The organism is Pigmentiphaga sp. NML030171, from assembly GCF_002188635.1.
Classification (GTDB): Bacteria; Pseudomonadota; Gammaproteobacteria; order Burkholderiales; family Burkholderiaceae_B; genus Pigmentiphaga; species Pigmentiphaga daeguensis.
The window spans coordinates 40,845-63,984 of record NZ_NINX01000016.1 but is presented as its reverse complement, the minus strand read 5'-3'; the positions used below and the strand labels follow the sequence as shown (position 1 = coordinate 63,984).

Genomic DNA, 23,140 nt, shown 5'->3' with positions numbered 1-23,140 from the left:
GCCTGGCGCGAGCGCGCATTTCTCCATTGAGCAAGTATCGCAGAGGCCGCCGCGCCGGCCATACCATGTACATGGTATTCAGCCGCCGGCCCAGGCGTGACTAAGATGCGCCCATCGCGGGCGATCGACCGCGCGGGTCCGGGGGAATACCAATGAGAAGATACATCCGCATGGCGGCGATGGGAGCCGTCGCCATCACGCTACTGGCCGCCTGCGGCGGCGGATCGTCCGGCGGCGGGGACGGGCAGGCCGAGGGGCCGGGCACGAGGCCGCCCAATATCCTGTTCGTCGTGATGGACGACGTGGGCATCGACCAGATGTCCGCCTTCGGCTATGGCGGCGCCACCGCGCCCAGCATGCCCAACATCAATGCGGTCGCCGCGGCCGGCGTGCGTTTTCGCAATACCTGGTCGATGCCGGAATGCTCGCCGGGACGGGCGGCCTTTTTCCTGGGCCGCTACCCGACCCGCACCCGCATCTACCAGGCCATCGGTCCCAACGATCTGGCGAATTCCCAGGTGTCGCCGTACGAGACGACGGTGCCCAAGCTGCTCAAGCGGGCCAACTACGAAAGCGCGATGTTCGGCAAGTTCCACCTGGCCGGCCCCGAGAACAACGAGGCCGGCAACGCCACGCCCAGCGTGCTGGGCTGGGACCATTTCTACGGCTGGATAGGCGGGCTGCCGGCATCGATCGACTCGACCGCGGGCGGCATCGCGGCCGAGAAGACCTATGCCTGCGGTTTCGTGCCGGGCAAGGCCGCCGGGGGCGCGGACTCGGGAGCCTGCTACCGGGCCGACAACAGCTGCACGACCGTCAGCCGCACCTCGCCCCTGCAGGATGCGGCCGGTCTGCAATGCCTGTCCGCGGGCGGCATTTTCGTGCCCGGCCAGAGCTGCGGCAAGGTGCCGGCCACGCTGGACTTCGAGCGCGAGAATGCCTATTACGTCTCGCCGCTGGTGATCATCGATGGCGGCAAGGTCACCGAAGTTCCGCTGACGGATGCGCGTGCGCGCGGCTATCGCACGCGCATCGAGACCGATGCCGCCATCGACTGGATCAAGTCGCGTCCGTCCTCGCGCCCGTGGATGGCCACCGTCAGCTATAGCGCCGCCCATACGCCCTGGCAGCAGCCGCCGCGCAGCCTGGTGCCGGTCAGCGGCAACGCGCTGTCCGACGGCTGGGACTGCAATGGCACGCTGACCGGCCGCCTGATCCAGGACCAGATGACCGAGGCCATGGACACCGAGTTCGGCCGCCTGCTGGTGGAGACGGGGCTGGCGCGGCGCGGCGACGACGGCCAGCTGCAGTACGACCCGAAGGCTGCCAACACGGTGATCGTGATCGTGGGCGACAACGGCACGCTGGGGTCGGCGGTCAAGCTGCCGTTCAGCGGCTCGCGGGCCAAGGGCACGGCCTACCAGACCGGTGTCTGGGATCCGCTCATCATCGCCGGGCCGCTGGTCGCTCAACCCGACCGCGAGGTCGATCACATGGTCAACATGGTGGACCTGTTCCAGTTCTTCGGCGAGGTGGCCGGCATCGACGCGCACGCGGCGGTCCCGCGCACGATCGACTCGGTGGCCATCCTGCCCTACCTGACCCACCCCGACCAGCCCAGCCTGCGCACCATCAACTTCACCATCGGCGGCTACAACCAGCAGGCCGATGGCGGGCGCAACGGCGCCTGCGTGATCAATACGAGCTGCACCCAGATCCCGGTGTCCAAGAGCGTGTGCGAGGACAACCAGGGTACCTGGTGGGGAGCCGGCCATGACGATCCGTCGGTGGTGCCCGATGGCGGCGCCGGCTACGGTTCGTGCTGGAGCGTGAACCAGGCGCTGTACAAGGCCGGCCGCGATCAGCTCGATATCCTGCCCGAGATCTCGGCCGCGATCCGCAACGACCGTTACAAGCTGGTCCGCAACACCCGCCAGGCCTACGATGCCGCGAGCGACAGCGGCACCACGGTGGTCACCGAGGAGCTGTACGAGGTCGACCAGGCCACGCCCACGCCGCTGCTCGATACGCCCGACCGCGATCTGCTGGCGGCTTCCCCTTCCGCCGAGGTCAATGCCGCCTACGTCGACCTGCGCGCCAGGCTCGACGAGATGCTGGCCGCCGATCCCGACTGCCCGGGCGACGGCAACCGCGACGGCGTGGTCGATGCGCAGGACCTGTCCAACTGGAGCCGGCTGGCCCGCGACTGGGGCCTGTCCAGCGTCTATGACTTCGTGATCGGCAGTGTGCTCGACGGGCGCACCAACGACGCCGACGGCCAGATCGTCCGGAACAACCTGGGCAAGACCTGCCCCAAGAGCCATGGCATCTACTGACCCCAAGAATGGCCGCCGGCGCCTGCTGATGGGCGGAGTGGCCCTGGCGGCCGCGGGCGCCGCCGCCGGCGGTGTCCTCGGGTGGCAGGCGTGGCGCAGCCGACCCGCGCAAAGGCCACGCGTCGTGCTCGGCGACGGCGTCCGTACGCCCCAGGGCATGGCCTGGGTGCCGGGCGGCGTGTTCCTGATGGGCAGCGATCACCGGCTGGCCTATCCCAACGAACGCCCCACGCACCAGGTGCGCGTCCCGGGCTTCTGGATGGATGTCACGCACGTCACCAACGACCAGTTCGCCCGCTTCGTCCGGGAAACAGGCTACGTCACCACCGCCGAACGGAAGCCGGACTGGGAGACCGTGCGCGTGCAACTGCCGCCCGGCACGCCGCGCCCGCCCGACGACGTGCTGGTGCCCGGGGCCATGGTGTTCGTCGGCACCGACCGGCCCGTGCGCCTGGACGACTATTCCCGCTGGTGGCGCTACGTTCCGGGTGCGGACTGGCGCCATCCCCAGGGGCCGGGCAGTTCCATCGAGGGCAAGGGCGGCCACCCGGTGGTCCAGGTCAGCCATCCCGACGCGCTGGCCTATGCCAAGTGGGCGGGCAAGCGCCTGCCGACCGAGGCCGAATGGGAGTTCGCCGCGCGCGGCGGCCTGGAGCAGGCCACCTATGGCTGGGGCGACGAACCGCTGGTGGACGGCGCGCGCCAGGCCAACTACTGGGACGTGCGCGAGCGCCGCTTTCCCGTGGTCAGTCCGCGCGCGGGCGGAGCGGCCGGCACGGTCGAAGCGGGCACCTTTCCGCCCAATGGCTATGGCCTGCTGGACATGACCGGCAACGCCTGGCAGTGGGTGGCTGACTGGTACCGCGCCGACTACTTCGCGCAGCAGGCCAGGCTGCCGGCCCATCCCATCGACAACCCCCAGGGGCCGGCCGGCTCCTATGACCCCGGCGAGCCCGGCGTTCCGTTCGATGCGCCCAAGCGGGTCATCCGCGGCGGCTCGTTCCTGTGCAACGAAGACTATTGCCTGTCGTACCGGCCCAGCGCCCGGCGCGGCTCCGACCCCTACAGCCCCATGTCCCACCTGGGATTCCGGCTGGTCAGGACTTGAAAGGGAGAGCAAGCATGAAAACGATACCGTGCGCCAAGCCGACCATCCTGTGCGCGGCGGCCGCGGCCGCATCCGCGCTGCTGCTGTCGAGCTGCTCGGACGACAGCGGCGCCAAGCCCTCGCCGCAGGCGCAGCAGAAGCCCAACATCCTGTTCATCGTGATCGACGATTTCGGCCTGGATCAACTGACCTCGTATGGCTACGGCGGCGCCGTGCCGCCCAGGACGCCCAACCTGACGGCCATCGCCAAGGCCGGCCTGCAGTTCCGCAATGCCTGGGCCATGCCCACCTGCACGCCGACCCGCGCCACCTTCTTCACCGGCCGCTACCCGTCCAGCACCAACATCCTGAACGCGGTGGTGTCCACCGACCTGGCCAATTCCGAGATCTCGCCCTACGAGGTCACGCTGCCCAAGCTCCTGCGCACCCAGGGCTATACCAGCGCGCTGATCGGCAAGATGCACCTGACCGGCTCCGACCTGGGCACCGCCGCCAACCTGCCGTACGGCCACCAGACCATGTGGAAGCTGGGCTGGGACTACTTCGACGGCTATCTGGACGGTGCCCCCTATCCGATCGACACGCGGGCGGGCCTGGCCACCGTGGCCGAAGGCACCTACAAATGCGGCTTCGTGTCGAACACGACGATGGACCCCGTCAACGGCGCCGACGGCGGCGCGTGCTATTTCGCGACGGGCAGCTGCGAGTCCATCACCCGCAGCAGCGACATCGTCACGCCGGGCCGCAGCTGCATGGAACGCGGCGGGATCTTCGACCCCGGCCAGTCCTGCCAGGGCGCCCGGCCCGGCTACATCGACTTCAGCGCGCAGAACGGCTACTACACCGGCGAGTTCATCCAGAGCTGGGCCGACGGCACCTCGCGCAAGGTCACGGCCACCGATCCGTCCGCGCGCGGCTATCGCAGCACCATGGAGACCGACCGTGCCGTGGCCTGGGCCCGTGGGCAGTCCACGGACACGCCCTGGATGATGTCGGTCGGCTATTCCGCCATCCACGCGCCGCTGCAAGTGCCGCCCCTGTCGCTGGTGTCGGAATCGACCCCGGGCCGCAACGACAACCTGCTCTGCTCGCCGGCCAGCGACATCGAAGGCGCGCCGGGCCGGATCACGGCGCTGATCGATGACCACATCGTCACCAACCTGATGGTCGAGGCCATGGACAAGGAGATCGGCCGCCTGTTGGTGGAACTGGGTCTTGCCACCTGGAACGGCGACGGCACGCTGAACTACCAGCCGGAGAAAACCAACACCGTGGTGGTCGTCATGGGCGACAACGGCACCTACGTCAACAGCGTGAAGTTCACCGCGCCGGGCCGCTTCGACCCCACGCGCGCCAAGGGCTTCCCCTACCAGACCGGCGTATCGGTGCCGTTGCTGGTGGCCGGCCCGATCGTGAAGGAGCCGGGCCGGGAGGTGGCGCACCAGGTCAGCTCGCCCGACCTGTACCAGTTGTTCGCGGAAATCGCCGGGGCCGATGTCAAGGCAGGCGTGCCCGCCAACCGCCCGGTGGACGCCCAGCCCATGCTGGCCTACTTGACCAACCCCGGCCAAGGCGCCATCCGCAGCCTGAATTTCTCCGAAATGGGTACGAATTTCACCAATCCTGCCAGCGACATCACGCCCCAGCCCTGCGTCGTGGAAGCGGCCAATGCCTGCTTCACCATTTTTCCGAACAAGGCCTTGTGCGAAGACCAGAGCGGCGTCTGGTACGGGGCGGGCTCCGGGCTGGCGGGCGTGCCCGCGGAAGGTTTCAGCCAATGCGGACAGGTGCTGTCCTACCGCAAGGCGCTGGACGCGGACGACGCGGTGGACGTCCTGCCGGATTCACAGAAAGCCGTCAGCGACGGCAGCTACAAGCTGGTGCGCCTGAACCGCAAGACCTATACGGTGGACACCGCCAATCCGGTCAACTCGGCATATGTGGAAAACCGGAACACCGACGAACTCTACCGGATCGACATGGCCGTTCCCGATCCCACGCTGGACCGGAGCGGCAGCGCCATCGCCACGGGCTCGCCCACCATCACCGCCGCGCTGGATGCCCAGGCGCAGCAGGCCTATGCCGCCTTGAAGGCCGAGATGGACCTGCGGGACCGCGTGGCGGCCTACAACTACAGCTACGACTCGCTCAATTGTCCGGGCGACGGCAACCGCGACGGCGTGGTCGACCAGAAGGACCTGGACAACTGGATGGAGCTCAGCCGGTTGAACCTGCACGAGGGCGTGGCCCAATCCAGCTGGTACGACCTCAACCACGATGGCAAGACCGATGACGCGGATCGCGCCATCATCCAGGCCAACCTGGGCAGGTCGTGCAAGCTGACCGTGGCGGGGTGAGCGCGGGCGGCAACCGCGGACTCAGATCGTCCGCAGCCACCTGCCGCGGCTCTTGCGCTGCTGGCTGGCCAGCGGCGGCAGGTCGAAGGGACGGTCGTCGTCGAAGGGCGATTCGTACGGCGTCCTGATCAGTCCGGCCAGCTTGTAGGGCGGAGACGGCAAGGGTTCGAAGCGCTGGCCCGTGCGGACCAGGCGATTCATCCTGTCGGCGTTGTACAGGCGCCAGCCGGGCGGATCGCCCGAGCGGCCGTCCAGCTGCCAGGCGATCACGATCAGCGTGCCGTCGGTGGTGGAGCCCAGGCTGTGGGGATGGGCTATGCGCGTGGCGCCGTGGTAGTGGAACTGAAGTTCGGACCGGACGGCAATGGCGGCGGACAAGAGGGTGGAGCGGGTTTCGTTGTGCATCGCAGTTCGGGTAATCCTGGTGGATTGCCTTGATGGTAGCGCCTGAAAAACCGGATCGCCAGAAAAATGTTGCGATGCACAAATAAGGGTCAAGGCGCACCATGAAGGCGCGCCCGGAACCCTGTCGTGGTGCTTGGGAGATCAGACCTCGACCAGCCTGCGGTTCGACGCGCCCGGCAGCGTGGCGAGACTCTTGCCCAGCGACGCCCGATAGTCGCGGGCATGCACCGTGTCGACGTACTGCCAGTCGGCGCGGATGCGTTCGGGCGTGACGGTCAGGACCATGTAGCCGCGCAGGCTGGTGTCGGCGTATTTCAGGCTGCCGGCCCACTTGTTGCCTGCGGCCAGGGTGGACAGGTTGGCCAGGCCGGTCAGCAGGGCCGCCAACTGGCCCGCAGGCACGCCGTCGCCCAGGTATTCCTCGAAGCCGGGAGAGGTCACCGACGACGCGGCGAACTCCACGCCCACGGCGTTCCCGTCCTTGTCGCGCAGGTCGCTGGCCCATGCGTTGTGGGTGTCCCCGGCCAGCACGACCAGGTTCTTGTCCAGTTGCCGCGCCATCCCCAGCACGGTCTCGCGCGCGGCCCAATAGCCGTCCCAGGAATCGAGGTTGTACGGGATGCAGGGCATGGCCAGGATGGCGCGTTCCTGCGGGGTCAGGGTCGGATCGCCGGCTTGCTGGCGAGCCACCAGCCGGGCGTAGGCGGCCGGGTCCATCGCGAACTGGGCGGGAATCTCGACGTCACCCAACTGGCCCGTCGAGGCCAGCAGGCCCAGCAGGACCGGCATGGGCAGGTGCACCGGCGCCATCAGCACCTGCTGGCCCAGGATTTGCCAGGTCGCCTTCGAGGCGGCCATGCGGTCGCGCAGCCAGGTGGTCTGCGCCTGCCCCATCAGTTGCCGGCCAGGCGCGGCGACGTCGGCGGTGAATGCGGCGGCGAACTGCGCGAGACCGGCGGCGGGGTCGGGATTGCCGAGCAGCGCGCCGAAGTAGCGGGTGTAGGACAGCTGCCTGGCGCGGGCCAGGACGCGCGTATCGAGCATGTGGAGCGACAGCAGGTCGCCGAAGTCGAAGCTGCGGTAGATGACGTTGGGCGCCGACTGCGGTCGCGTGGGCAGCCACTCGTGGTAGGCGCGCACGGCGGCCGCCTTGCGCAGCGCAAAATCGCCCTCGGTATCGGGCTGGTGGTTCTCGGCGCCGTTTTCCCAGGTGTCGTTGGCGATCTCGTGGTCGTCCCACACGGCGATGAAGGGCAGGGCGGCATGCACCGCCTGCAGGTCGGGGTCGCTGCGATACTGGGCATAGCGGCGTCGGTAGTCCGCCAGCGAGACGATCTCGTTGGCGGGTTCGGACGGCCGGCCCATGGCCTGCGCCTGTTCCGAGGCATAGCCGTCGCGGCCGTATTCGTAGATGTAGTCGCCCAGGTGGATGGCGGCGTCGAGGTCCCCGCGCCTGGCGGCCTCGGCGTAGACGTGGAAATAGCCGGCCGGGTAGTTGGAACAGGAGAAGACCACCAGCTTGGCCTGCTTGACCGGGCCGGTGGGCAGGGTACGGGTGCGGCCGATGGGCGAGACCTTGTCCTCGTGCTTGAAGCGGTACCAGTAGACCGTTCCCGCCGCGAGCCCGGCGACGTCGACCTTGACGGTGTGGTCCTGGTCGGCGCGGGCGCTGGCCGCTCCGCTCTTGGCGATGTTCTTGAAGGCCTCGTCGGTGGCCATTTCCCACTTGATGTCGACGTCGCCGCCGCCGGCCGGGACGGCGCGGGTCCAGATGACGACGCGGTCGGCCAGCGGATCGCCGCTGGCCACGCCATGGGTGAAGCCGACGTCGACGGGATGGTCATCGTCGCCGCCGCCGCAGGCGGCCAGGGCCAGGGAAGAGGCGGCGCCGGCGCCGCCCAGGGCGACGCCGCGCAGGAAGCGGCGGCGGGCAAGAGTATCGGTCATGTTCGTCGTGTTCGCGTGGGGAAGACGCCGGGCAGGCTACCCGCCGCGGGTGACAACGAAGTGAACGATCCGCGCCGCCGCGCGGCGGGTCAGACCACCGTGAGCGTGACGTCGATGTTGCCGCGGGTCGCGTTGGAGTAGGGGCACACGACGTGGGCCTTCTGCACCAGCGATTCGGCCGTGGCGCGCTCCAGGCCCGGCAGGGAGATCCTGAGTTCCACCTCGATCGCGAAACCGGTCGGAATGGGACCGATGCCCACCGCGCCTTCGATCTGCGTGTCCGCTGGCAGGCCGACCTTCTCCTTGGCGGCGACGAACTTCAGCGCACCCAGGAAGCATGCCGAGTAGCCGGCAGCGAACAGCTGTTCCGGATTCGTGCCGGGGCCGCCCGCGCCGCCCAGTTCCTTGGGCGTGGACAGGCGCACGTCCAGCGCGTTGTCGGAAGAGGCGGCCTTGCCGTCCCGGCCGCCGGTGGCCGTCGCGTGGGCAACATAGAGGACTTTTTCGATGGGCATGATGAAACTCCTGGAAGGGCTCGCAGAGCCATGGGTGGCGGTTGGGGATGCAGTCGGCCGCCACCCCGGCCGGCTACATGTGTATTTAGCGATTTAATCGTGTGCTATTTAAATGCCGTGACGCGCCATGCGGATCTCCGGTTGGGCCGCCATGTCTCAGCCGTTCTTCAACAGGCTGTCCCGCAGGGCCTCCAATTGCTGCTTGGTGGCGGCGAGCTGGGCAGGGGTGCATGCGCTGGCGCACAGGACGGCGGAAGGAACCGAAGCGGCCTTGGCCTTGAGCGCCCGGCCTTTCGGCGTCAGCGTGACGAGCACCTGGCGTTCGTCTTCCTTGCCGCGCGTGCGGGCGATCAATTCCATGGCCTGGAGCCGCTTGAGCAGGGGCGTCAACGTGGCGGAATCCAGGAACAGCCGCTGGCCCAGCTCGGAAACCGTCAGGCCGTCCCGTTCCCATAGCACCAGCATGGCCAGGTACTGGGGATAGGTGAGCTCCAGCTTGCCCAGCAACTGACGGTAGAGCTTGTTCATCGCCAGGTTGGTGGAGTACAGCGCGAAGCAGAGCTGGTTGTCCAGCGACAGCGGCGCGGACCTGGCGGCGGCTTGGGGTTTCGCATTCATGCCGGCAGTATAGATAGCGAAAAATTAAATCGCAAGCGATTTAATTGATGGAAACATGCCGCATGCCGGTGCCGTCACGGCATGGCCGGCGCCGGTTCTCCCAGGACGCCCTGGATGAGCGTGCGCAGCCAGATACTCTTGGGGTCGTCGTGGAAGCGCCGGTGCCAGTACTGCTTGAGGTCGTAGCGGCGGATGGGGAAGGGCGGTTCGACGATGCGCGCGTTGGCGCTGCGCACGTGCAGTTCGGCCACCGCGCGCGGCAGCACGACGATGAGGTCGCTGTCGTTGATCAGCGTGCCCAGGCTCATGTAGTGCGAGGTGCGCAGCGCGATCTTGCGCTCGATGCCGCGGGCGGCCAGTTCCTGCTCGAACATTTCCTGGCTGCGCCCGTCGTCGCGCACCAGCACGTGGTCCATGCCCAGGAATTCGTCCAGCGTCATGCGCGGGCCGGCCAGTGGATGGGCCTGGCGCACGAGGCAGGTCAGGTCGTGCGAATACAGCCGCTGCTGGAAGATGAAGTGGGATTGCAGGTCGGGGAAGTAGCCCAGCACCGAATCGACGCGGCCTTCGTACAGGGCGCCTTCCAGTTCGGCCGGCAGCAGGCCGATGGTGCGCAGGCGCGCGCCGGGTGCCTCGGCGCGGATGCGCCGGTAGAGGGCGGGCAGGAAGACCGCCTCGCCGATCTCGCTCATGCACAGCGTGAGTTCGCCGTCGAAGCGGGACGGCGAGAACTCGGGGTTGGGCAGGATCTCGTGGTCGATGACCTGGATGACCTCGCGCGTGCGGGCAATGATGTGCTGCGCGCGCGGCGTGGCTTCCATGCGGGATCCGCGCCGCACGAACAACTGGTCGCCCAGGGATGCGCGCAGGCGCGACAGCGCGGCGCTGGCGGCCGGCTGGCTCATGGCGAGGCGCTGCGCCGCGGCGCTGACGCTGCCGGTGTCGTAGATGGCGACCAGCACGCGCAGCAGGTTCAAGTCGGTCTTCATGTCGCGGATATTATCTGAATATCAAATAGTCGATATTAGAAATATTTGCTATTGGAATTCTGTTGGCGCCGTTAGATTGCTGGCTGGGCCCCCGACCGGGGGGCCAGCCAAGAACGAGGCGCCAGGCGCCGACAGGAGACGATGCATGCAAGCAAGATATCCGCTGGCCGCGGCGCTGGCCTGGGCGTGCCTGGCTTCGGGGGCGCAGGCCCAGGTCAGGATCGGTTTCATGGGAGAACTGTCCGGTCCGCAGGCCATGCTGGGCCAGGACATGTACGACGGCTTCATGCTGGCGGTGGAACAGGAAGGCGGGAGGCTGGGTGGCATTCCCGTGGCCATCGTGCGCCGGGACAGCCAGCTCAAGCCCGAGGTCGCGACGCAGATCGCCGACGAGTTGATCGAGCGCGAGAAAGTGGCGCTGGTGGCCGGCATGACGTTCTCGAACGTGGCGATGGCGGTGACCCGCAAATTCGCCGCGGCGCAGGTGTTCATGGTGTCCGGCAACGCCGGACCGTCGCCCACGGCCGGATCCGCCTGTTCGCCTTTCTTCTTTTCGGCGGCCAAGCAGAACGACCAGTTCGCCGAGGCCAGCGGCACCTATGCCAGGCAGCAGGGCTATGCGCGCGTGATCGCGCTCGCGCCCAACTACCAGGCCGGCAAGGATTTCGTGGCCGGTTTCAAGCGCAACTACGGCCAGCCGCTGGCCGACGAGATCTACACCCCGCTGGCCCAGCTGGATTTCTCGGCCGAGATCACCCGCATCGCGGCCGCGCGGCCGGACGCGGTCTATGCGTTCTACCCGGGCGCCAACGGCGTGGCCTTCGTGCGTGCCTATGGGCAGGCAGGCCTGCTGGGCAAGATCCCGCTGCTGACCAATGCGGCGGCCGACGGCACCAACCTGCCCGCCCTCAAGGAGGCCGCGCTGGGCGTGTTCAACAGCAGCAACTGGGGGCCCGACCTGCCCAATGCCGAGAACCGGCAGTTCGTCGCAGCCTTCGAGGCCAAGTACGGCCGCATTCCGTCCGAGTACGCGGCGCAGTCCTACGATTCCGCGCGGCTGATCGGCTCGGCGCTGAAGGCCACCGGCGGCAAGGTGGACGACAAGCAGGCCTTGGGCAAGGCCTTGCGGGCGGCGGATTTCAAGTCGGTGCGCGGCAATTTCCGCTTCAACACCAACAACTACCCGATCCAGGATTTCTACATGTTCGTGGCCGCGCGCGATGCTCAGGGGCGGGTCAGCCTGAAGACCGTGTCCAAGCCCTTGTCCGACGCCAAGGACAGTTTCCACGCGCAATGCCGCATGTCGTGAGGATGGCATGGAGTTCCTGAGAAATTGCTGGTACATGGCGGGCTGGAGCGAGGAGCTCCCCGCCGGGACGCTGCTGCCGCGCACCTTCCTGGAGCAGCCGGTGGTGCTGTTCCGCCGCGGGGACGGCGCGCCCGTCGCCCTGCTGGACCGCTGCCCGCATCGGGTGGCGCCGCTCAGCCGCGGCACGCTGGCCGGCGATACGCTGCGCTGCATCTATCACGGCCTGCGCTTCGATGCCGGCGGGCGCTGCGTGGAGAACCCGCACGGCGCCATCCCGGCCAAGGCCGGCGTACCGGCCTTTCCGATGGCCGAGCGCGACGGCGTGCTGTGGATCTGGATGGGAGTGCCTGAGGCCGCCGACGCCGCCCGCGTGCCCGACCTGGGCCACATGGCGCGCGTGCCTGCCACCGCGCAGTCGCGCGGCGCCATGCCCTCGGCCTGCCATTACCAATTGATCGTCGACAATGTCGCCGACCTCAGCCATGTCGAGTATCTGCATGCGACCACGCTGGGCGGCGGCGCCTTCGTCGAGAACCGTCCTGTCGTATCCGAGCAGGGCACCGAGGTGGTCATCGAACTGCGCAGCCAGGGACAGCCGGCGCCGCCGGTCTACGACCGTTTCCTGCCGCAGCCGGGCGTGCCCGTGGACTTCGTCAATCGCGTGACCTGGAGTCCCGCCGGACTGCTCAAGCTGGATATCAGCGTCACGCCCATGGGCGCGCCCGCCGAGCAGGGCCTGCGTACCTTCAATGCCCATATCGTCACGCCCGAGACGCGGACCTCGTCCCACTATTGGTACTGGTTGACGCGCGAGTACCGGCAGGACGACGAGGACATGACCCGGCTGCGGCATGCGCTGATGACGCGCGTCTTCGTCGAGGAGGACAAGCCGGTGATCGAGGCGCAGCAGCGGCTGCTGGGGGGCACCGACCTGTTCGACGCCCAGCCGGTGTTGCTGGCCACTGATACGGGCTCGATCCGCATACGCCGCGTCCTGAGGCAACTGCTCGAGCAGGAGCGCGGCCCGGCCTGAGCGGCGCGTGTCGCGGCGGCGGGACGGTCCGCCCGGCTTATTGCAACATCGCCCGGCCCGCGCCGCGCCTGGAGATTCCGTCCGCGGGGCCGCCGCGCGCACACGTTTGATTACGTATGTAGCAATGTATCAATATTGCCGCGGTGTACAGTCAGCTTGCCGAAAGCCAAGTGTGCTCGCCGCTGCGTACGCGGCGGCGCAGGCGGCGCCGGGTTAGAAGGAAACGACATCATGATCAAGAAGACGCTGGTGATTGCGATGGCCTGTGCCGGCCTCGCGCTGGGCGCTGCGGCCCAGGCCAAGGGAGACCGTTGGGATCGCGGCCACGGTCACGGCCATTACGACAAGCACGACCGGGGCGGCCATCGCCATTGGGACGACCGCCGCCGCGACCGCGACTACCGCCATGGCTACCGCGACGGTTATCGCGATGCGCCGCGCGTCGTCCATCGCGGCTGGGCGCCGCCTCCGCCGCACCGCTGGGCGCGCGGCGACCGCCTGCCCAACTACCATCGCGGCGGTTATTATGTCGTGAACGACTGGCATGCCCATCGGCTCTATCGGCCGCGTCCGGGCTACCAGTGGGTGCAGATGGGTTCCGAGTACCTGCTGGTCGCGATCGCTTCCGGCGTGATTGCCAGCATCATCCTCAACAACTGACGGCCCTTGTCCGCGAGGACATCGGAGCGGGAATCCATGTCCATGCGGCATACGCGCCTCGCGGCGCGCGTGGCGGTCCTGGCGCTGGCGGCGGCAACGCCGCTGTCGGCGCAGACCATTCTCCACAACGAAAAATCGGCCTTCGAGGACATCGTCGTCTACGAGTCCCGGGGCGAGCGCTGCATGAAGTTCGGCAGCGTGCATGCGCCCGGGCGCCAGACCTGCCAGTTGCCGGCGCGGCCCGAACAGCTGCTGTTCGACTACACCCGGATGATGATGGCCTCGCTGTACCTGCGCCCGGACCCGCAACGCATCCTGGTGATCGGCCTGGGCGGCGGCAGCCTGCCCATGGCGCTGGCCAGGGTCGTGCCCAAGGCCCGCATCGACGTGGTCGAGATCGATCCCGCCGTGGCCCGCGTGGCCGAACGCTTCTTCGGCTTCCGGACGGGGCCGTCCATGCGAGTGGAAGTGGCCGACGGACGTGCGTTCGTAGAGGCGGCGGCCCGTCGCGGCGACCGCTACGACATCGTCATGCTCGATGCCTTCGACGAGACCTACATTCCCCGGCACCTGTCGACCGTGGAGTTCATCCGCGAGGTGCGGTCCATCCTGCGGCCCGACGGCGTGCTGGCGGCCAACACGTTCGCGTCCAGCGGCTCGTACGCGAGCGAATCGGCGACGTATGCCGAGGTGTTCGGGCCGTTCTACAACCTGCGCGGCGCCAACCGGGTGGTCCTGGCCTCGGCCGGGGCGCTGCCCGGCCAGGAGGAGGTGGCGGCGCGCGCCCGTTCGTTGCAACCCGCCCTGGCCCCCATGGGCATCGATCCCGATCGCCTGCTGCCGATGTTCTCGACCCGCCCCGACTGGCCCCAGGACGCGCGGCCGCTGCGCGACTGAGGCGGCCTTACCGCTTGGTCAGCGCAGCAGCGATGCCGGATCCTCGCGATGCAGGCGCCGGACCGCGAACAGCCCGGAGATCAGCGCGATCGCCATGACGAGGATGGCGCACACCGTTGCCACCGCGGGCGTCATGCGCACCGGCACGTTCTGCCCGCGCGCGATCGTGAGCAGGACGACGCACAGGATGGCGGCCAGCGCGGTGCCGGTCACGCCCACGCCGAACGCCTGCTTGAGCACCACCGTGCGCAGCGACGAAGCGCTGACGCCCATGGCCTTGAGCGTGGCGTAGGCACGCATGGAGCCGGCGATGGCGGCGATCAGGGTCTGGCTGGTGATGGCTGCGCCCGCCAGGAACACCACGCCGGCCAGGAACAGCACGCCAGCGCCGGCGCCCGTCTGCAGCAGCCAGTACAGCTGCGTCTTCTTGGAAAACTCCTTGCTGCTCCAGACCTCGTAGGCGCCGAAGCTGCGCTGGTTCGCGATCCGTTCGCGCACCGCTTCGGCTTCCGACAGGTTGCGCACCTTGGCGACGAAGTAGGTGGGCAGGTCGCCTTCGTCCGGGGTGCTGATCAGCCGCGCCGTGTCGGACGAGGCCAGCACGTTGGCGCCGTCCAGGGCGCGCAGGCCGCTGATGACGCCGATGACACGCACCGGATGGCCGTTGAGCGTCGCCTGTCCGCCTTGCCGCGTACCCAGCTTGTGCAGGTCGGCGCGGTCCACGACGATGGTGCCGATCTCGGCCAGGCGTTCGCGCATCTCGGGCGACAGCAGGCGCGCGAAAAGCATGCTGCCCGGCCGGACGTCCACGCCCGAGACGGCCACGCTCATCCCGCCATGCACCTCGGGGCTGCGCCATTCGGCCGAGCGCAGGTAGAAGGGTTCCACGGCCGCGACGCCGCGGTCCATGCGCAGGGGCATCTCGATGTCGGGGTTCAGCGGCAGGCCCTGGTCGATGCTTTGCGTGCCGGGCGAGCCTATCCAGATGTCGGCGTCGGACGCGGTGATGTAGACCGCCGCGTTGCCGAAGATGCCCAGTACCAGGCTGGCCTGGGCCAGCAGCAGCAGGCCCGAGAAGGCCACCGCCACCACCGCCGGCAGGAAGCGCGGCCATTCGTGGATGAGAGTCTTGCGTGCGAGCATGTCAATGATCGTGGGGGGAAGCGGCGGCGGAGGATTGTTCCTCGCCGCGCCAGGCCGGGGCGCCGCCCACGGCCTTGTGCAGCGAGATGAACGCGAGGTCCCGCGCCAGCGTGGTGGCCGACAGCGCCAGCTGGGCCTGGATGCGGCGCGAGGCGAGGTCGGCGTTGTCGAATTCGCTCGACAGCTTCGAGGCCGTCAGCCGCCCGGCGTGGTCGGCGGCCCGGCCGATCGCTTGCAGCGCGCGTTCCTCGGCTTCGCGGCGTTGCCGGTAGTGGTCGAGTTCGATCAGCGCCGACTCGGCCTCGGACAATCCTTCTAGCACGGCCTGCCGGTAGGCCAGCAGGGCGGCATCGAGTTCGTCGCTGCGGGCGTGCGCGGCGGCCTGCCGCTGGCCCCAGTCGAACAGCGGGATGTCGATCAGCGGCCCCAGCGAGAAGATCGTCTGGGTATAGGTAGGCGTATTGCGCCGGTTGAAGTTGTTGGCGAAGTTGCTGGCCACCGTCAGCGAACCGCCTATGCCCAGCCGGGGGTAGAGGTCGGCCCGGGCGATGCCTAGCGCGCCCGCGGCATCCAGCACGCGCGCCTGGGCCATCTGGACGTCGGGACGGGTGCGCAGCATGTCGGCGGGCGTGCTGGCGATCGCGGCCAGCGTGGCAGGGGGCGTGGCGACGGCCGGCTCGCGGGTCCAGGCGGGGTCGGGCTCGTGGCGGCCCAGGAGCACGGCCAGCTTGAGCGCGCTTTGCCGCACGGCCATGCCGGGGTCGGCCAGCGAGGCCCGGGCCTGTTCCAGCGCGGCCTGGGTCCGCTCGACGTCCACGCGCGACGCGAGGCGCGTACGTTCCCGTAGCGAGACAAGTTCTACCTGGCGTTCCTGCAGAGTGACCGCTTCCTTCAGCAATCGCTGCCGGGCCTGGGCGCTGCGCAGCTCGCGCCAGGCGCGCACGACCTCGGCGGCGACGCTGACGCGCGCGCCCTGCAAGGTGGCGGCGGCCGCGTCCACGCTGGCGCGGGCCTGCCGTTCGGCGCTTTCGCCGCGCCCGAACAGGCCGAATTCCCAGGTGGCGTCGAATCCGGCCTGGAAGTACGAACTGCTGGCGTCGGCCGCGACCGCGTCGCGCGTGCGGAAATTCAGGTTGGGCAGGTAGGGCGCGTTGGCTGCGTCATGCAGTTTGCGCGCGGCCTGCAGGCGGGCATGGGCCTCGGCGATGGTCAGGTTGCCGGCCAGCGCCTGCTCCACCAGGCCGTCGAGCTGCGGGTCGCCGAACGCCTTCCACCATTCGGCGGGCGCGGGTGCGGCCGCGCCCGGTGCGGCATTGCTCCATTGCGCGGGGACGTCGGCATGCAGGTCCGGGGCCGGAACGCTCACGCAGCCGGCCAGGGCGGCGGCCGCCAGGACCAGCGCCCATCGGAGGCCGGGGCGAAAAGGAGGGCACTGCGGAATACGGGAAAAGGGCATGGCCAGGCGCGCAGAGGAGCTGTGGGGCGTGGAGGCGGTAAGCGGCCCCGGCGACGAGGGGCGAAATCGCGACAGGCGTGATCTTACTGTCTGTTGGGCATCGGGCGCGAGCGGCGCGATATATCGGGCGCCGGGCAGCTATAATTCCGCGGCAGGAGCGTCTTACTGAATGGTAATGGAAATGTCCACCATGGCCGTTTACCCTATGCGCCTCCTGCAACAGGCGCAGCCCACCGGCCGTGTCGACGATGGCAGTCCACGGCTTTTCTGCGATACTGCGCAACGGCGGAGGGTCGGGAAGGTCGCCGGGGACTTTCCCGTGTACTTCCCAGAACGATAAGCGGTGGGCGCCCAGCCCACAAGGCCCGCGGCCGCAACTGATCTCCCCCGAGGTTTCCCTTAATGAGCTCCGAATCCCAACTGCTTGCCGACGAAGCGCAATACTGCTCGTTCGGTGATACCGTCCATTACGTCAATCCGCCGAAGATCTTCGATCGCTGCGAAGGCAGCTACATGTACGATGCCCAGGGCACGCCGTACCTGGACCTGCAGATGTGGTATTCGGCCGTCAACTTCGGCTATGGCAACGAGCGCCTGAACAACGTGCTCAAGAAGCAGCTGGACGTGCTGCCCCAGGTCGCCAGCCAGTACCTGCATCCGACCAAGATCGAGCTGGCCAAGGTCATCGCGCAGGACGCCGAGCGCAAGTTCGGCTACAAGGGCCGCGTGCACTTCAACGTCGGCGGCTCGCAGTCCGTCGAGGACTCGCTCAAGCTGGTGCGCAACGCCACGGAAGGCAAGAGCCTGATGTTCGCCTTCGAGGGCGGCTACCACGGCCGTACCCTGGGCGCCTCGGCCATCACCTCCAGCTACCGCTACCGCCGCCGCTACGGCCACTTCGGCGAGCGCGCCCACTTCGTGCCGTTCCCGTATCCGTTCCGCCGCCCGCGCGGCATGACGCCCGAGGAATACAGCGAACATTGCGTGGCCGGTTTCGCCCGCCTGTTCGAGACCGAATACAACGGCGTCTGGGACCCGAAGGTGGGCCAGGCCGAATACGCCGCGTTCTACGTCGAGGCCATCCAGGGCACCGGCGGCTACGTCGTGCCCCCGCCCGATTTCTTCAAGGGCCTGAAGAAGGTGCTGGACCAATACGGCATCCTGCTGGTGGTCGATGAAATCCAGATGGGTTTCTACCGTACCGGCAAGCTCTGGGCCATCGAGCACTTCGGCGTCAAGCCCGACGTGCTGGTCTTCGGCAAGGCGCTCACGAACGGCCTGAACCCGCTGGCCGGCCTGTGGGCGCGCGAAGAGCTGATCAACCCCACGGTGTTCCCGCCGGGATCGACCCACTCCACCTTCGCTTCCAACCCGCTCGGCACCGCCGTCGGCCTGGAAACCATGAAGATGCTGGCCGAGGTCGACTACGAGGCCATGGTGATGGCCAGCGGCAAGCACTTCCTGGAGGGCCTGAAGGACCTGCAGAAGCGCCATCGCGAGATCGGCGACGTCGACGGCCTGGGCCTGGCCCTGCGCGCCGAGATCTGCACCGAGGACGGCTTCACGCCCAACAAGGCGCTGCTGGACCGGATGGTGGACATCGGCCTGTCCGGCGACCTGGACTACAAGGGCAAGAAGATGGGCCTGGTCCTGGACGTCGGCGGCTACTACAAGAACGTCATCACGTTCGCGCCTTCGCTGCACATCACGCCGGAAGAGATCGACCAGGGACTGGCGCTGCTCGACCAGTTGCTGACTCGTGCAAAGAACGGCGGTTGAGGTTGCCGGTCCGGGGGCGACCCCGGACTTCCTGCGGCCGTACCTGAACAGGTTGGAACCCGAGGGGCTGGTAGGCCATTTCCTGGCTTGCCCGCCCCAAGGCTTTTCTGCGTGGGTGACCGCCAGCGGCGGCCCGATGTTCCGCGCCCGCTTCGACCTGCTGACCACTGCCGACGACGGTGCCAAGCGCCTCGTGCGGCGCCTGCCGGGCTTCCGCTTCTGGAAGGGCCTGCTGCAGCCGCGCACCGCGTTCGTCGGCACGACCGTCTCGGAATACGCATTGCTGGCCGCGGGCACGGATCCCGTGCGCCTGGCCGCGCAACTGAAGGCCGAGCACGGCGGCCAGCAGCCGTTCCTGATCGTCAAGGACCTGCCGCAGGACTCGCCGCTGCTGAGCGCTGAGGAAAACGACTACGCGGCGGCGCTGGCCCAGGCCTGCCAGGCCGAGGGCTTCGTGCTGGTGGAAGGCCAGGCGCTGGCCTACGTACCCGTGGATTTCACCAGCCTGGACGCTTATCTGGAAAGGGTGTCCTATTCGCGGCGCAAGAACATCCGCCGCAAGCTGCGCTCGCGCGCGGGGCTGGACATCGAGCGGGTCATGGCGGGCGATGCCCGGTTCACGCGCCCCGAGGTGCTGCGCGAGTTCTATGCGCTGTACCGCAACGTCTACGACCAGAGCGAGATGCATTTCGACCTGCTGACGGAAGACTTCTTCCAGCGGGTCCTGCAGGATGGCGACAGCGGCGGGATCATTTTCGTGTACCGGCGCGAAGGCCGGATGATCGGCTACAACATCTGCTTCGAGTGCGACGGCAACCTGGTCGACAAGTACATCGGGTTCCGGTATCCCGAGGCGCGGGACAACAACCTGTATTTCGTCAGCTGGATGGTCAACCTCGAATACGCGCTGGAACGCGGCTTGCGCCATTACATCGCCGGCTGGACCGATCCCGAGGTGAAATCCTACCTGGGGGCGTCGTTCACCTTCACCCGGCACGCCGTCTACATCCGCAATCCCCTGCTGCGGGCCGTGCTCAAGCGCTTCGCCGGGCGTTTCGAGGGCGACCGTACGTGGAGCGAGGGCGACAAGTCATGAATGCGGCTCCGCTGGTGCTCGATTTCGACGATGCCTGCGGCCACGTGGCCGGCGCCACGGTGCTGCCGCTGCAGTCCTGGCAGGAGTCCGTGCGCTTCGGGTGCTCGCTGGCCACGTTCCGCGCCCTGCGGCGCGAGCTGGACGGCGCGATGCCCGCGCAGCATGGCACGGTGCTGATGGGCAGCGGCGATTTCCACCACCTGAGCTGGCCCCTGATCGAGCGCATGCGCGCGCGAGGGCCGTTCCGCGTGGTGGTGTTCGACAACCATCCGGACAACATGCGCTATCTGTTCGGCATCCACTGCGGGTCGTGGGTGCGCAGGGTGGCCGCGCTGCCCTTCGTGTCGCACGTCCATGTGATCGGCATCACGTCGGGCGACGTGGGCTGGTCGCACAGCTGGGAAAACTATCTGCGTCCGCTGGCGGGCGGCAAGCTCAGCTACTGGTGCATGAACGTGGATGCCGGCTGGGCCCGGCTGCTGGGCCTGGGCGGCGCCGTGCGCAGCTTCGACGGCCCGCAGGCGCTGATGGATGCGGTGCTGCCCGTCCTGGCGGCCTCGTCCGAGCCGACCTATGTCTCGATCGACAAGGACGTGTTCCACCCCGAGGTGGCGCGCACCAACTGGGACCAGGGCATCCTGCGCGAGGAGCACGTGGCCCGGGCGCTCGAGGCGCTGTCGGGCCGCGTGATCGGCAGCGACATCACGGGCGAGGTCTCGCACTACGAGTACCGCGCCTGGTGGAAGCGGTGGCTGAGCGCCGCCGACGGCCAGGAGGCGCCATCGGCGGAACTCCTGGCGCAATGGCAGGCCCAGCAGCACGCGCTCAATGCGCGATTGATTGGCCTGCTGGCTGCCGCATCGCCGCATTGATCGCGCAATCCGCGGCGATGCGCTGCTCGATGTGGGCCAGCGCTTCCTCCACCTGATCCACCAGGATCAGGCACAGATCGCCCGCCCCGAGTTCGTCCATGGCCGTGTCGATGGCCAGGAACTCCCCGCGGATCTCGCGTACGTCCTGCGCGCGGGTCGCGCCCGCCAGGCCCTCGCGCAGCAGGGCCAGCACTGCGCCATCCTCGCGGCCGCGCTGGCACTGGTCTTCGTACAGCACGACCTGGTCGAAGGCGGTGCCCAGGATTTCGGTCTGTCGCCGGATGTCCACGTCGCGGCGGTCGCCGGCGCCGCTGATCACCACCGAACGCCGCTTGGCGGGCATGCGCTCGATCGCGCGCACCAGCGCCTGGATGGCGTCCGGGTTGTGGCCGTAGTCGGCGAAGATCGTGGCACCGCGGAACTCGAAGCGATTGAAACGGCCGGGCGCGGTCTGGGCGTCGTTCACGAAGCTGGCCAGGCCGCGGCGGATGACCTGCCAGTCCAGGCCCAGCGCCCAGGCGGCGGCGATGGCCGCCATGGCGTTCTCGACCTGGAAGTCGATCGCGCCGTCGTAGGTCAGCGGGATGTCGGCCAGCGCGATGCGCTGTTCCTCGGCGCCGCGCGCCGCGACGATGGCTTGCCCGTCGCGATAGACCACGCGCTGGTTCTTGGCGCGCTGGGTGGTGATCAGCGTGTGCTGGCGGTCGCTGGAGAAGAAGATCACCGAACCGGGGCAGCTGTCGGCCATGTTGGCGACGTTGGGGTCGGTGGCGTTGAGCACGGCGGTGCCGGTGGGCGCCACGTTCTCGACGATCACCCGCTTGACCACCGCGAGATCCTCGACCGTGCTGATGAAGTTCAGGCCCAGGTGGTCGCCCATGCCGATGTTGGTCACCACCGCCACGTCGCAGCGATCGAAGCCCAGTCCCTCGCGCAGGATGCCGCCGCGCGCCGTCTCGAACACGGCCGCGTCGACGTCGGGGTGCAGCAGCACGTTGCGGGCGCTGCGCGGCCCGCTGCAGTCGCCCACGTCGATGCGCTGCTGGCCGATGTAGACGCCGTCCGAATTGGTCATGCCGACCAGATGGCCGTTGACGCCCTGCAGATGGGCGATCAGGCGCACGGTCGTGGTCTTGCCGTTGGTGCCGGCCACCGCGACCAGGGGGATGCGGCCGTCGTCCTCGGGCGCGAACATGTCGGCGATGACGGCCTCGCCCACGGCGCGCGGCTTGCCGTAGGACGGGGCGAGATGCATACGCAGGCCGGGAGCGGCATTGACTTCCACGATGGCCCCGCCCTGGCTTTCCAGCGGCTTGATCACGGTGCCGGCCACGACGTCCACGCCGCAGATGTCCAGGCCCACCGTGCGCGCCGCCGCGATGGCGTGGGCGGCGAACTCGGGGTGGACTTCGTCGGTGACGTCGGTGGCCGTGCCGCCCGTGCTCAGGTTGGCGTTGTTGCGCAGGATGACCAGCGCGCCCTTGGGCGGGACCGAGTCGGGAGTGTAGCCCGCCTTGGCCAGCGTCGCGATGGCGATGTCGTCCAGGCGGATCTTGGTCAGGCTGGTGGCGTGGCCCTCGCCGCGGCGAGGATCCTTGTTCACTTCTTCCACCAGTTCGCGGATGGTGTGCACCGCGTCGCCGAACACCTGCGGCGGATCCCGCCGCGAGGCCGCGACCAGGTTGTTGCCCACCACCAGCAGGCGGAAATCGTGGCCGGGAATGTAGCGTTCGACCAGGACCGCCGAACCGTACTTTTCGGCCACGGCATAGGCCGCCAGGACCTGCTCGCGCGTCGAGATGTTGACCGCGACGCCCTTGCCCTGGTTGCCGTCGCGTGGCTTGACGACCACGGGGGCGCCTATCTCCTGCGCCGCCGCCCAGGCGTCCTCGGCATCCTCGACGGGGCGGCCCTCGGGCACCGGGACGCCGGCGGCATGCAGCAGCGTCTTGGTCAGTTCCTTGTCCTGGGCGATCGATTCGGCGATGGCGCTGCTGCGGTCCATTTCGGCAGCCTGGATGCGCCGCTGCTTCTTGCCCCAGCCGAACTGGATCAGGCTGCCCTGGGTCAGGCGGCGGTACGGGATGCCGCGCTGGACCGCCGCCTGCACGATGGCGCCGGTGCTGGGACCGATGCGGACGTCCTCGTCCAGGTCGCGCAGCTTGGCCAGCGCGGCCTCCAGGTCGAAGGGCGTGTCCTGTTCGGCGGCCTGGCACAGTTCGAGCGCGAATTTCAGGGCCAGCCTGCCGACTTCTTCCTCGGTGTACTCGACCACGACCTGGTAGATGCCCGCGTCCAGCGTGGGGACGGTGCGCACGAAGGTGACCGGGCAGCCGGCCTGCGATTGCAGCCCCAGCGTGGCGAGCCCGAGCGCGCGTGCCATGGACACGGAGCGTTCCTGTCCCGCCGGCTGCAACAGGCCGATGGCGGGAAAGCGGGCGCGCAGGCGCGCCTCGAAGCCGGGGATGCCGGCGATGGCGCGCTCGGCTTCGGTGCACGAGACGATCGCCTCGAGCGCGGTGCGCCGGCTCCACAGGTTGGGGCCGCGCAGCGCGCGGATACGTGAGACTTCCATGATGTTCTTCCTGTGCGTTTCCCAGGCTTTCAGGCCGCGGCGGCC

The 23,140-nt window shown here is 68.5% G+C and carries 18 protein-coding genes; 10 read left to right on the top strand and 8 right to left on the bottom strand.

Annotated features, from left to right (window positions below):
- The first annotated feature begins 152 nt into the window (after window positions 1–152).
- Genes CDO46_RS04365 through CDO46_RS04355 form a run of 3 tightly spaced genes read left to right on the top strand, consistent with a single transcriptional unit; the run spans window position 153 to window position 5,801 of the window.
- Entirely contained in the window at window positions 153–2,336 is a 2,184-nt protein-coding gene (locus CDO46_RS04365; RefSeq protein WP_243724458.1) for a sulfatase-like hydrolase/transferase, read from the top strand.
- Window positions 2,323–3,444, top strand: a complete 1,122-nt coding sequence (locus CDO46_RS04360; protein ID WP_165963100.1) for a formylglycine-generating enzyme family protein — start codon at window positions 2,323–2,325, stop codon at window positions 3,442–3,444. Before CDO46_RS04365 ends, CDO46_RS04360 begins: the two co-directional genes overlap by 14 nt.
- Window positions 3,445–3,458: 14 nt before the next feature.
- Window positions 3,459–5,801: a sulfatase-like hydrolase/transferase gene (locus tag CDO46_RS04355; protein ID WP_087837341.1), complete on the top strand. Its 2,343-nt coding sequence runs from the start codon at window positions 3,459–3,461 to the stop codon at window positions 5,799–5,801.
- A 21-nt stretch (window positions 5,802–5,822) separates the two neighbouring features.
- Here the strand turns inward: CDO46_RS04355 and CDO46_RS04350 are convergent, their stop codons facing one another.
- The 5 genes from CDO46_RS04350 to CDO46_RS04330 all read right to left on the bottom strand — a co-directional run bounded on the left by CDO46_RS04350 (window position 5,823) and on the right by CDO46_RS04330 (window position 10,275).
- Window positions 5,823–6,206, bottom strand: coding sequence for a WYL domain-containing protein (locus tag CDO46_RS04350; protein WP_087837340.1), 384 nt, complete (start codon window positions 6,204–6,206; stop codon window positions 5,823–5,825).
- 141 nt (window positions 6,207–6,347) lie between these two features.
- Window positions 6,348–8,153, bottom strand: coding sequence for an alkaline phosphatase (locus tag CDO46_RS04345; RefSeq protein WP_087837339.1), 1,806 nt, complete (start codon window positions 8,151–8,153; stop codon window positions 6,348–6,350).
- 89 nt (window positions 8,154–8,242) lie between these two features.
- Window positions 8,243–8,668, bottom strand: coding sequence for an organic hydroperoxide resistance protein (locus CDO46_RS04340; RefSeq protein ID WP_087837338.1), 426 nt, complete (start codon window positions 8,666–8,668; stop codon window positions 8,243–8,245).
- A 156-nt stretch (window positions 8,669–8,824) separates the two neighbouring features.
- Window positions 8,825–9,286 (bottom strand): MarR family winged helix-turn-helix transcriptional regulator, encoded by a 462-nt coding sequence (locus CDO46_RS04335; RefSeq protein WP_087837337.1) that lies wholly within the window; start codon window positions 9,284–9,286, stop codon window positions 8,825–8,827.
- A gap of 74 nt (window positions 9,287–9,360) precedes the next feature.
- On the bottom strand, window positions 9,361–10,275 hold the full coding sequence (locus tag CDO46_RS04330) for a LysR family transcriptional regulator (RefSeq protein WP_087837336.1): 915 nt from the start codon (window positions 10,273–10,275) through the stop codon (window positions 9,361–9,363).
- Between the two features lie 145 nt (window positions 10,276–10,420).
- On the opposite strand from CDO46_RS04330, the gene CDO46_RS04325 reads away from it, so the two are divergent.
- From CDO46_RS04325 to CDO46_RS04310, 4 genes are all read left to right on the top strand, one after another.
- Window positions 10,421–11,584, top strand: coding sequence for an ABC transporter substrate-binding protein (locus tag CDO46_RS04325; protein WP_087837335.1), 1,164 nt, complete (start codon window positions 10,421–10,423; stop codon window positions 11,582–11,584).
- Window positions 11,585–11,591: 7 nt separating this feature from the next.
- A complete protein-coding gene (locus tag CDO46_RS04320) occupies window positions 11,592–12,617 on the top strand; it encodes an aromatic ring-hydroxylating dioxygenase subunit alpha (protein ID WP_087837334.1) in 1,026 nt (341 codons plus the stop codon).
- A gap of 231 nt (window positions 12,618–12,848) precedes the next feature.
- Window positions 12,849–13,277 carry an RcnB family protein gene (locus CDO46_RS04315; RefSeq protein ID WP_207958613.1) on the top strand — a complete coding sequence of 143 codons (429 nt, stop codon included), beginning with the start codon at window positions 12,849–12,851 and terminating at the stop codon, window positions 13,275–13,277.
- A 36-nt stretch (window positions 13,278–13,313) separates the two neighbouring features.
- Window positions 13,314–14,174, top strand: a complete 861-nt coding sequence (locus CDO46_RS04310; RefSeq protein ID WP_243724457.1) for a spermidine synthase — start codon at window positions 13,314–13,316, stop codon at window positions 14,172–14,174.
- Between the two features lie 18 nt (window positions 14,175–14,192).
- Here CDO46_RS04310 and CDO46_RS04305 read toward each other — a convergent pair whose 3' ends face one another.
- Both CDO46_RS04305 and CDO46_RS04300 read right to left on the bottom strand, forming a co-directional pair.
- Entirely contained in the window at window positions 14,193–15,317 is a 1,125-nt protein-coding gene (locus CDO46_RS04305; protein WP_243724456.1) for an ABC transporter permease, read from the bottom strand.
- Window position 15,318: 1 nt separating this feature from the next.
- Window positions 15,319–16,683, bottom strand: coding sequence for a TolC family protein (locus CDO46_RS04300; RefSeq protein WP_165963099.1), 1,365 nt, complete (start codon window positions 16,681–16,683; stop codon window positions 15,319–15,321).
- 492 nt (window positions 16,684–17,175) lie between these two features.
- Between CDO46_RS04300 and CDO46_RS04295 the strand changes: the two genes are divergently transcribed.
- The 3 genes from CDO46_RS04295 to CDO46_RS04285 all read left to right on the top strand — a co-directional run bounded on the left by CDO46_RS04295 (window position 17,176) and on the right by CDO46_RS04285 (window position 20,520).
- A complete protein-coding gene (locus CDO46_RS04295) occupies window positions 17,176–18,552 on the top strand; it encodes an aspartate aminotransferase family protein (RefSeq protein ID WP_087837331.1) in 1,377 nt (458 codons plus the stop codon).
- Between the two features lie 136 nt (window positions 18,553–18,688).
- On the top strand, window positions 18,689–19,648 hold the full coding sequence (locus CDO46_RS04290) for a GNAT family N-acetyltransferase (RefSeq protein ID WP_207958612.1): 960 nt from the start codon (window positions 18,689–18,691) through the stop codon (window positions 19,646–19,648).
- Window positions 19,645–20,520, top strand: a complete 876-nt coding sequence (locus tag CDO46_RS04285) for an arginase family protein (RefSeq protein ID WP_087837330.1) — start codon at window positions 19,645–19,647, stop codon at window positions 20,518–20,520. The genes CDO46_RS04290 and CDO46_RS04285 overlap by 4 nt, the downstream gene beginning before the upstream one ends.
- Here CDO46_RS04285 and cphA read toward each other — a convergent pair.
- Window positions 20,474–23,095 (bottom strand): cyanophycin synthetase, encoded by a 2,622-nt coding sequence (cphA, locus tag CDO46_RS04280; protein WP_087837329.1) that lies wholly within the window; start codon window positions 23,093–23,095, stop codon window positions 20,474–20,476. The genes CDO46_RS04285 and cphA overlap by 47 nt on opposite strands.
- Between the last annotated feature and the right edge of the window lie 45 nt (window positions 23,096–23,140).

Coding starts and splice junctions, on each gene's coding strand:
- CDO46_RS04365 (WP_243724458.1), top strand. CDS start 153: ATGAGAAGATACATCCGCATGGCGGCGATGGGAGCCGTCGCCATCACG.
- CDO46_RS04285 (WP_087837330.1), top strand. CDS start 19,645: ATGAATGCGGCTCCGCTGGTGCTCGATTTCGACGATGCCTGCGGCCAC.
- CDO46_RS04325 (WP_087837335.1), top strand. CDS start 10,421: ATGCAAGCAAGATATCCGCTGGCCGCGGCGCTGGCCTGGGCGTGCCTG.
- CDO46_RS04305 (WP_243724456.1), bottom strand. CDS start 15,317: ATGCTCGCACGCAAGACTCTCATCCACGAATGGCCGCGCTTCCTGCCG.
- CDO46_RS04295 (WP_087837331.1), top strand. CDS start 17,176: ATGAGCTCCGAATCCCAACTGCTTGCCGACGAAGCGCAATACTGCTCG.
- CDO46_RS04290 (WP_207958612.1), top strand. CDS start 18,689: ATGTTCCGCGCCCGCTTCGACCTGCTGACCACTGCCGACGACGGTGCC.
- CDO46_RS04355 (WP_087837341.1), top strand. CDS start 3,459: ATGAAAACGATACCGTGCGCCAAGCCGACCATCCTGTGCGCGGCGGCC.
- CDO46_RS04340 (WP_087837338.1), bottom strand. CDS start 8,668: ATGCCCATCGAAAAAGTCCTCTATGTTGCCCACGCGACGGCCACCGGC.
- CDO46_RS04335 (WP_087837337.1), bottom strand. CDS start 9,286: ATGAATGCGAAACCCCAAGCCGCCGCCAGGTCCGCGCCGCTGTCGCTG.
- CDO46_RS04360 (WP_165963100.1), top strand. CDS start 2,323: ATGGCATCTACTGACCCCAAGAATGGCCGCCGGCGCCTGCTGATGGGC.
- CDO46_RS04345 (WP_087837339.1), bottom strand. CDS start 8,153: ATGACCGATACTCTTGCCCGCCGCCGCTTCCTGCGCGGCGTCGCCCTG.
- CDO46_RS04310 (WP_243724457.1), top strand. CDS start 13,314: ATGTCCATGCGGCATACGCGCCTCGCGGCGCGCGTGGCGGTCCTGGCG.
- CDO46_RS04315 (WP_207958613.1), top strand. CDS start 12,849: ATGATCAAGAAGACGCTGGTGATTGCGATGGCCTGTGCCGGCCTCGCG.
- CDO46_RS04320 (WP_087837334.1), top strand. CDS start 11,592: ATGGAGTTCCTGAGAAATTGCTGGTACATGGCGGGCTGGAGCGAGGAG.
- cphA (WP_087837329.1), bottom strand. CDS start 23,095: ATGGAAGTCTCACGTATCCGCGCGCTGCGCGGCCCCAACCTGTGGAGC.
- CDO46_RS04350 (WP_087837340.1), bottom strand. CDS start 6,206: ATGCACAACGAAACCCGCTCCACCCTCTTGTCCGCCGCCATTGCCGTC.
- CDO46_RS04330 (WP_087837336.1), bottom strand. CDS start 10,275: ATGAAGACCGACTTGAACCTGCTGCGCGTGCTGGTCGCCATCTACGAC.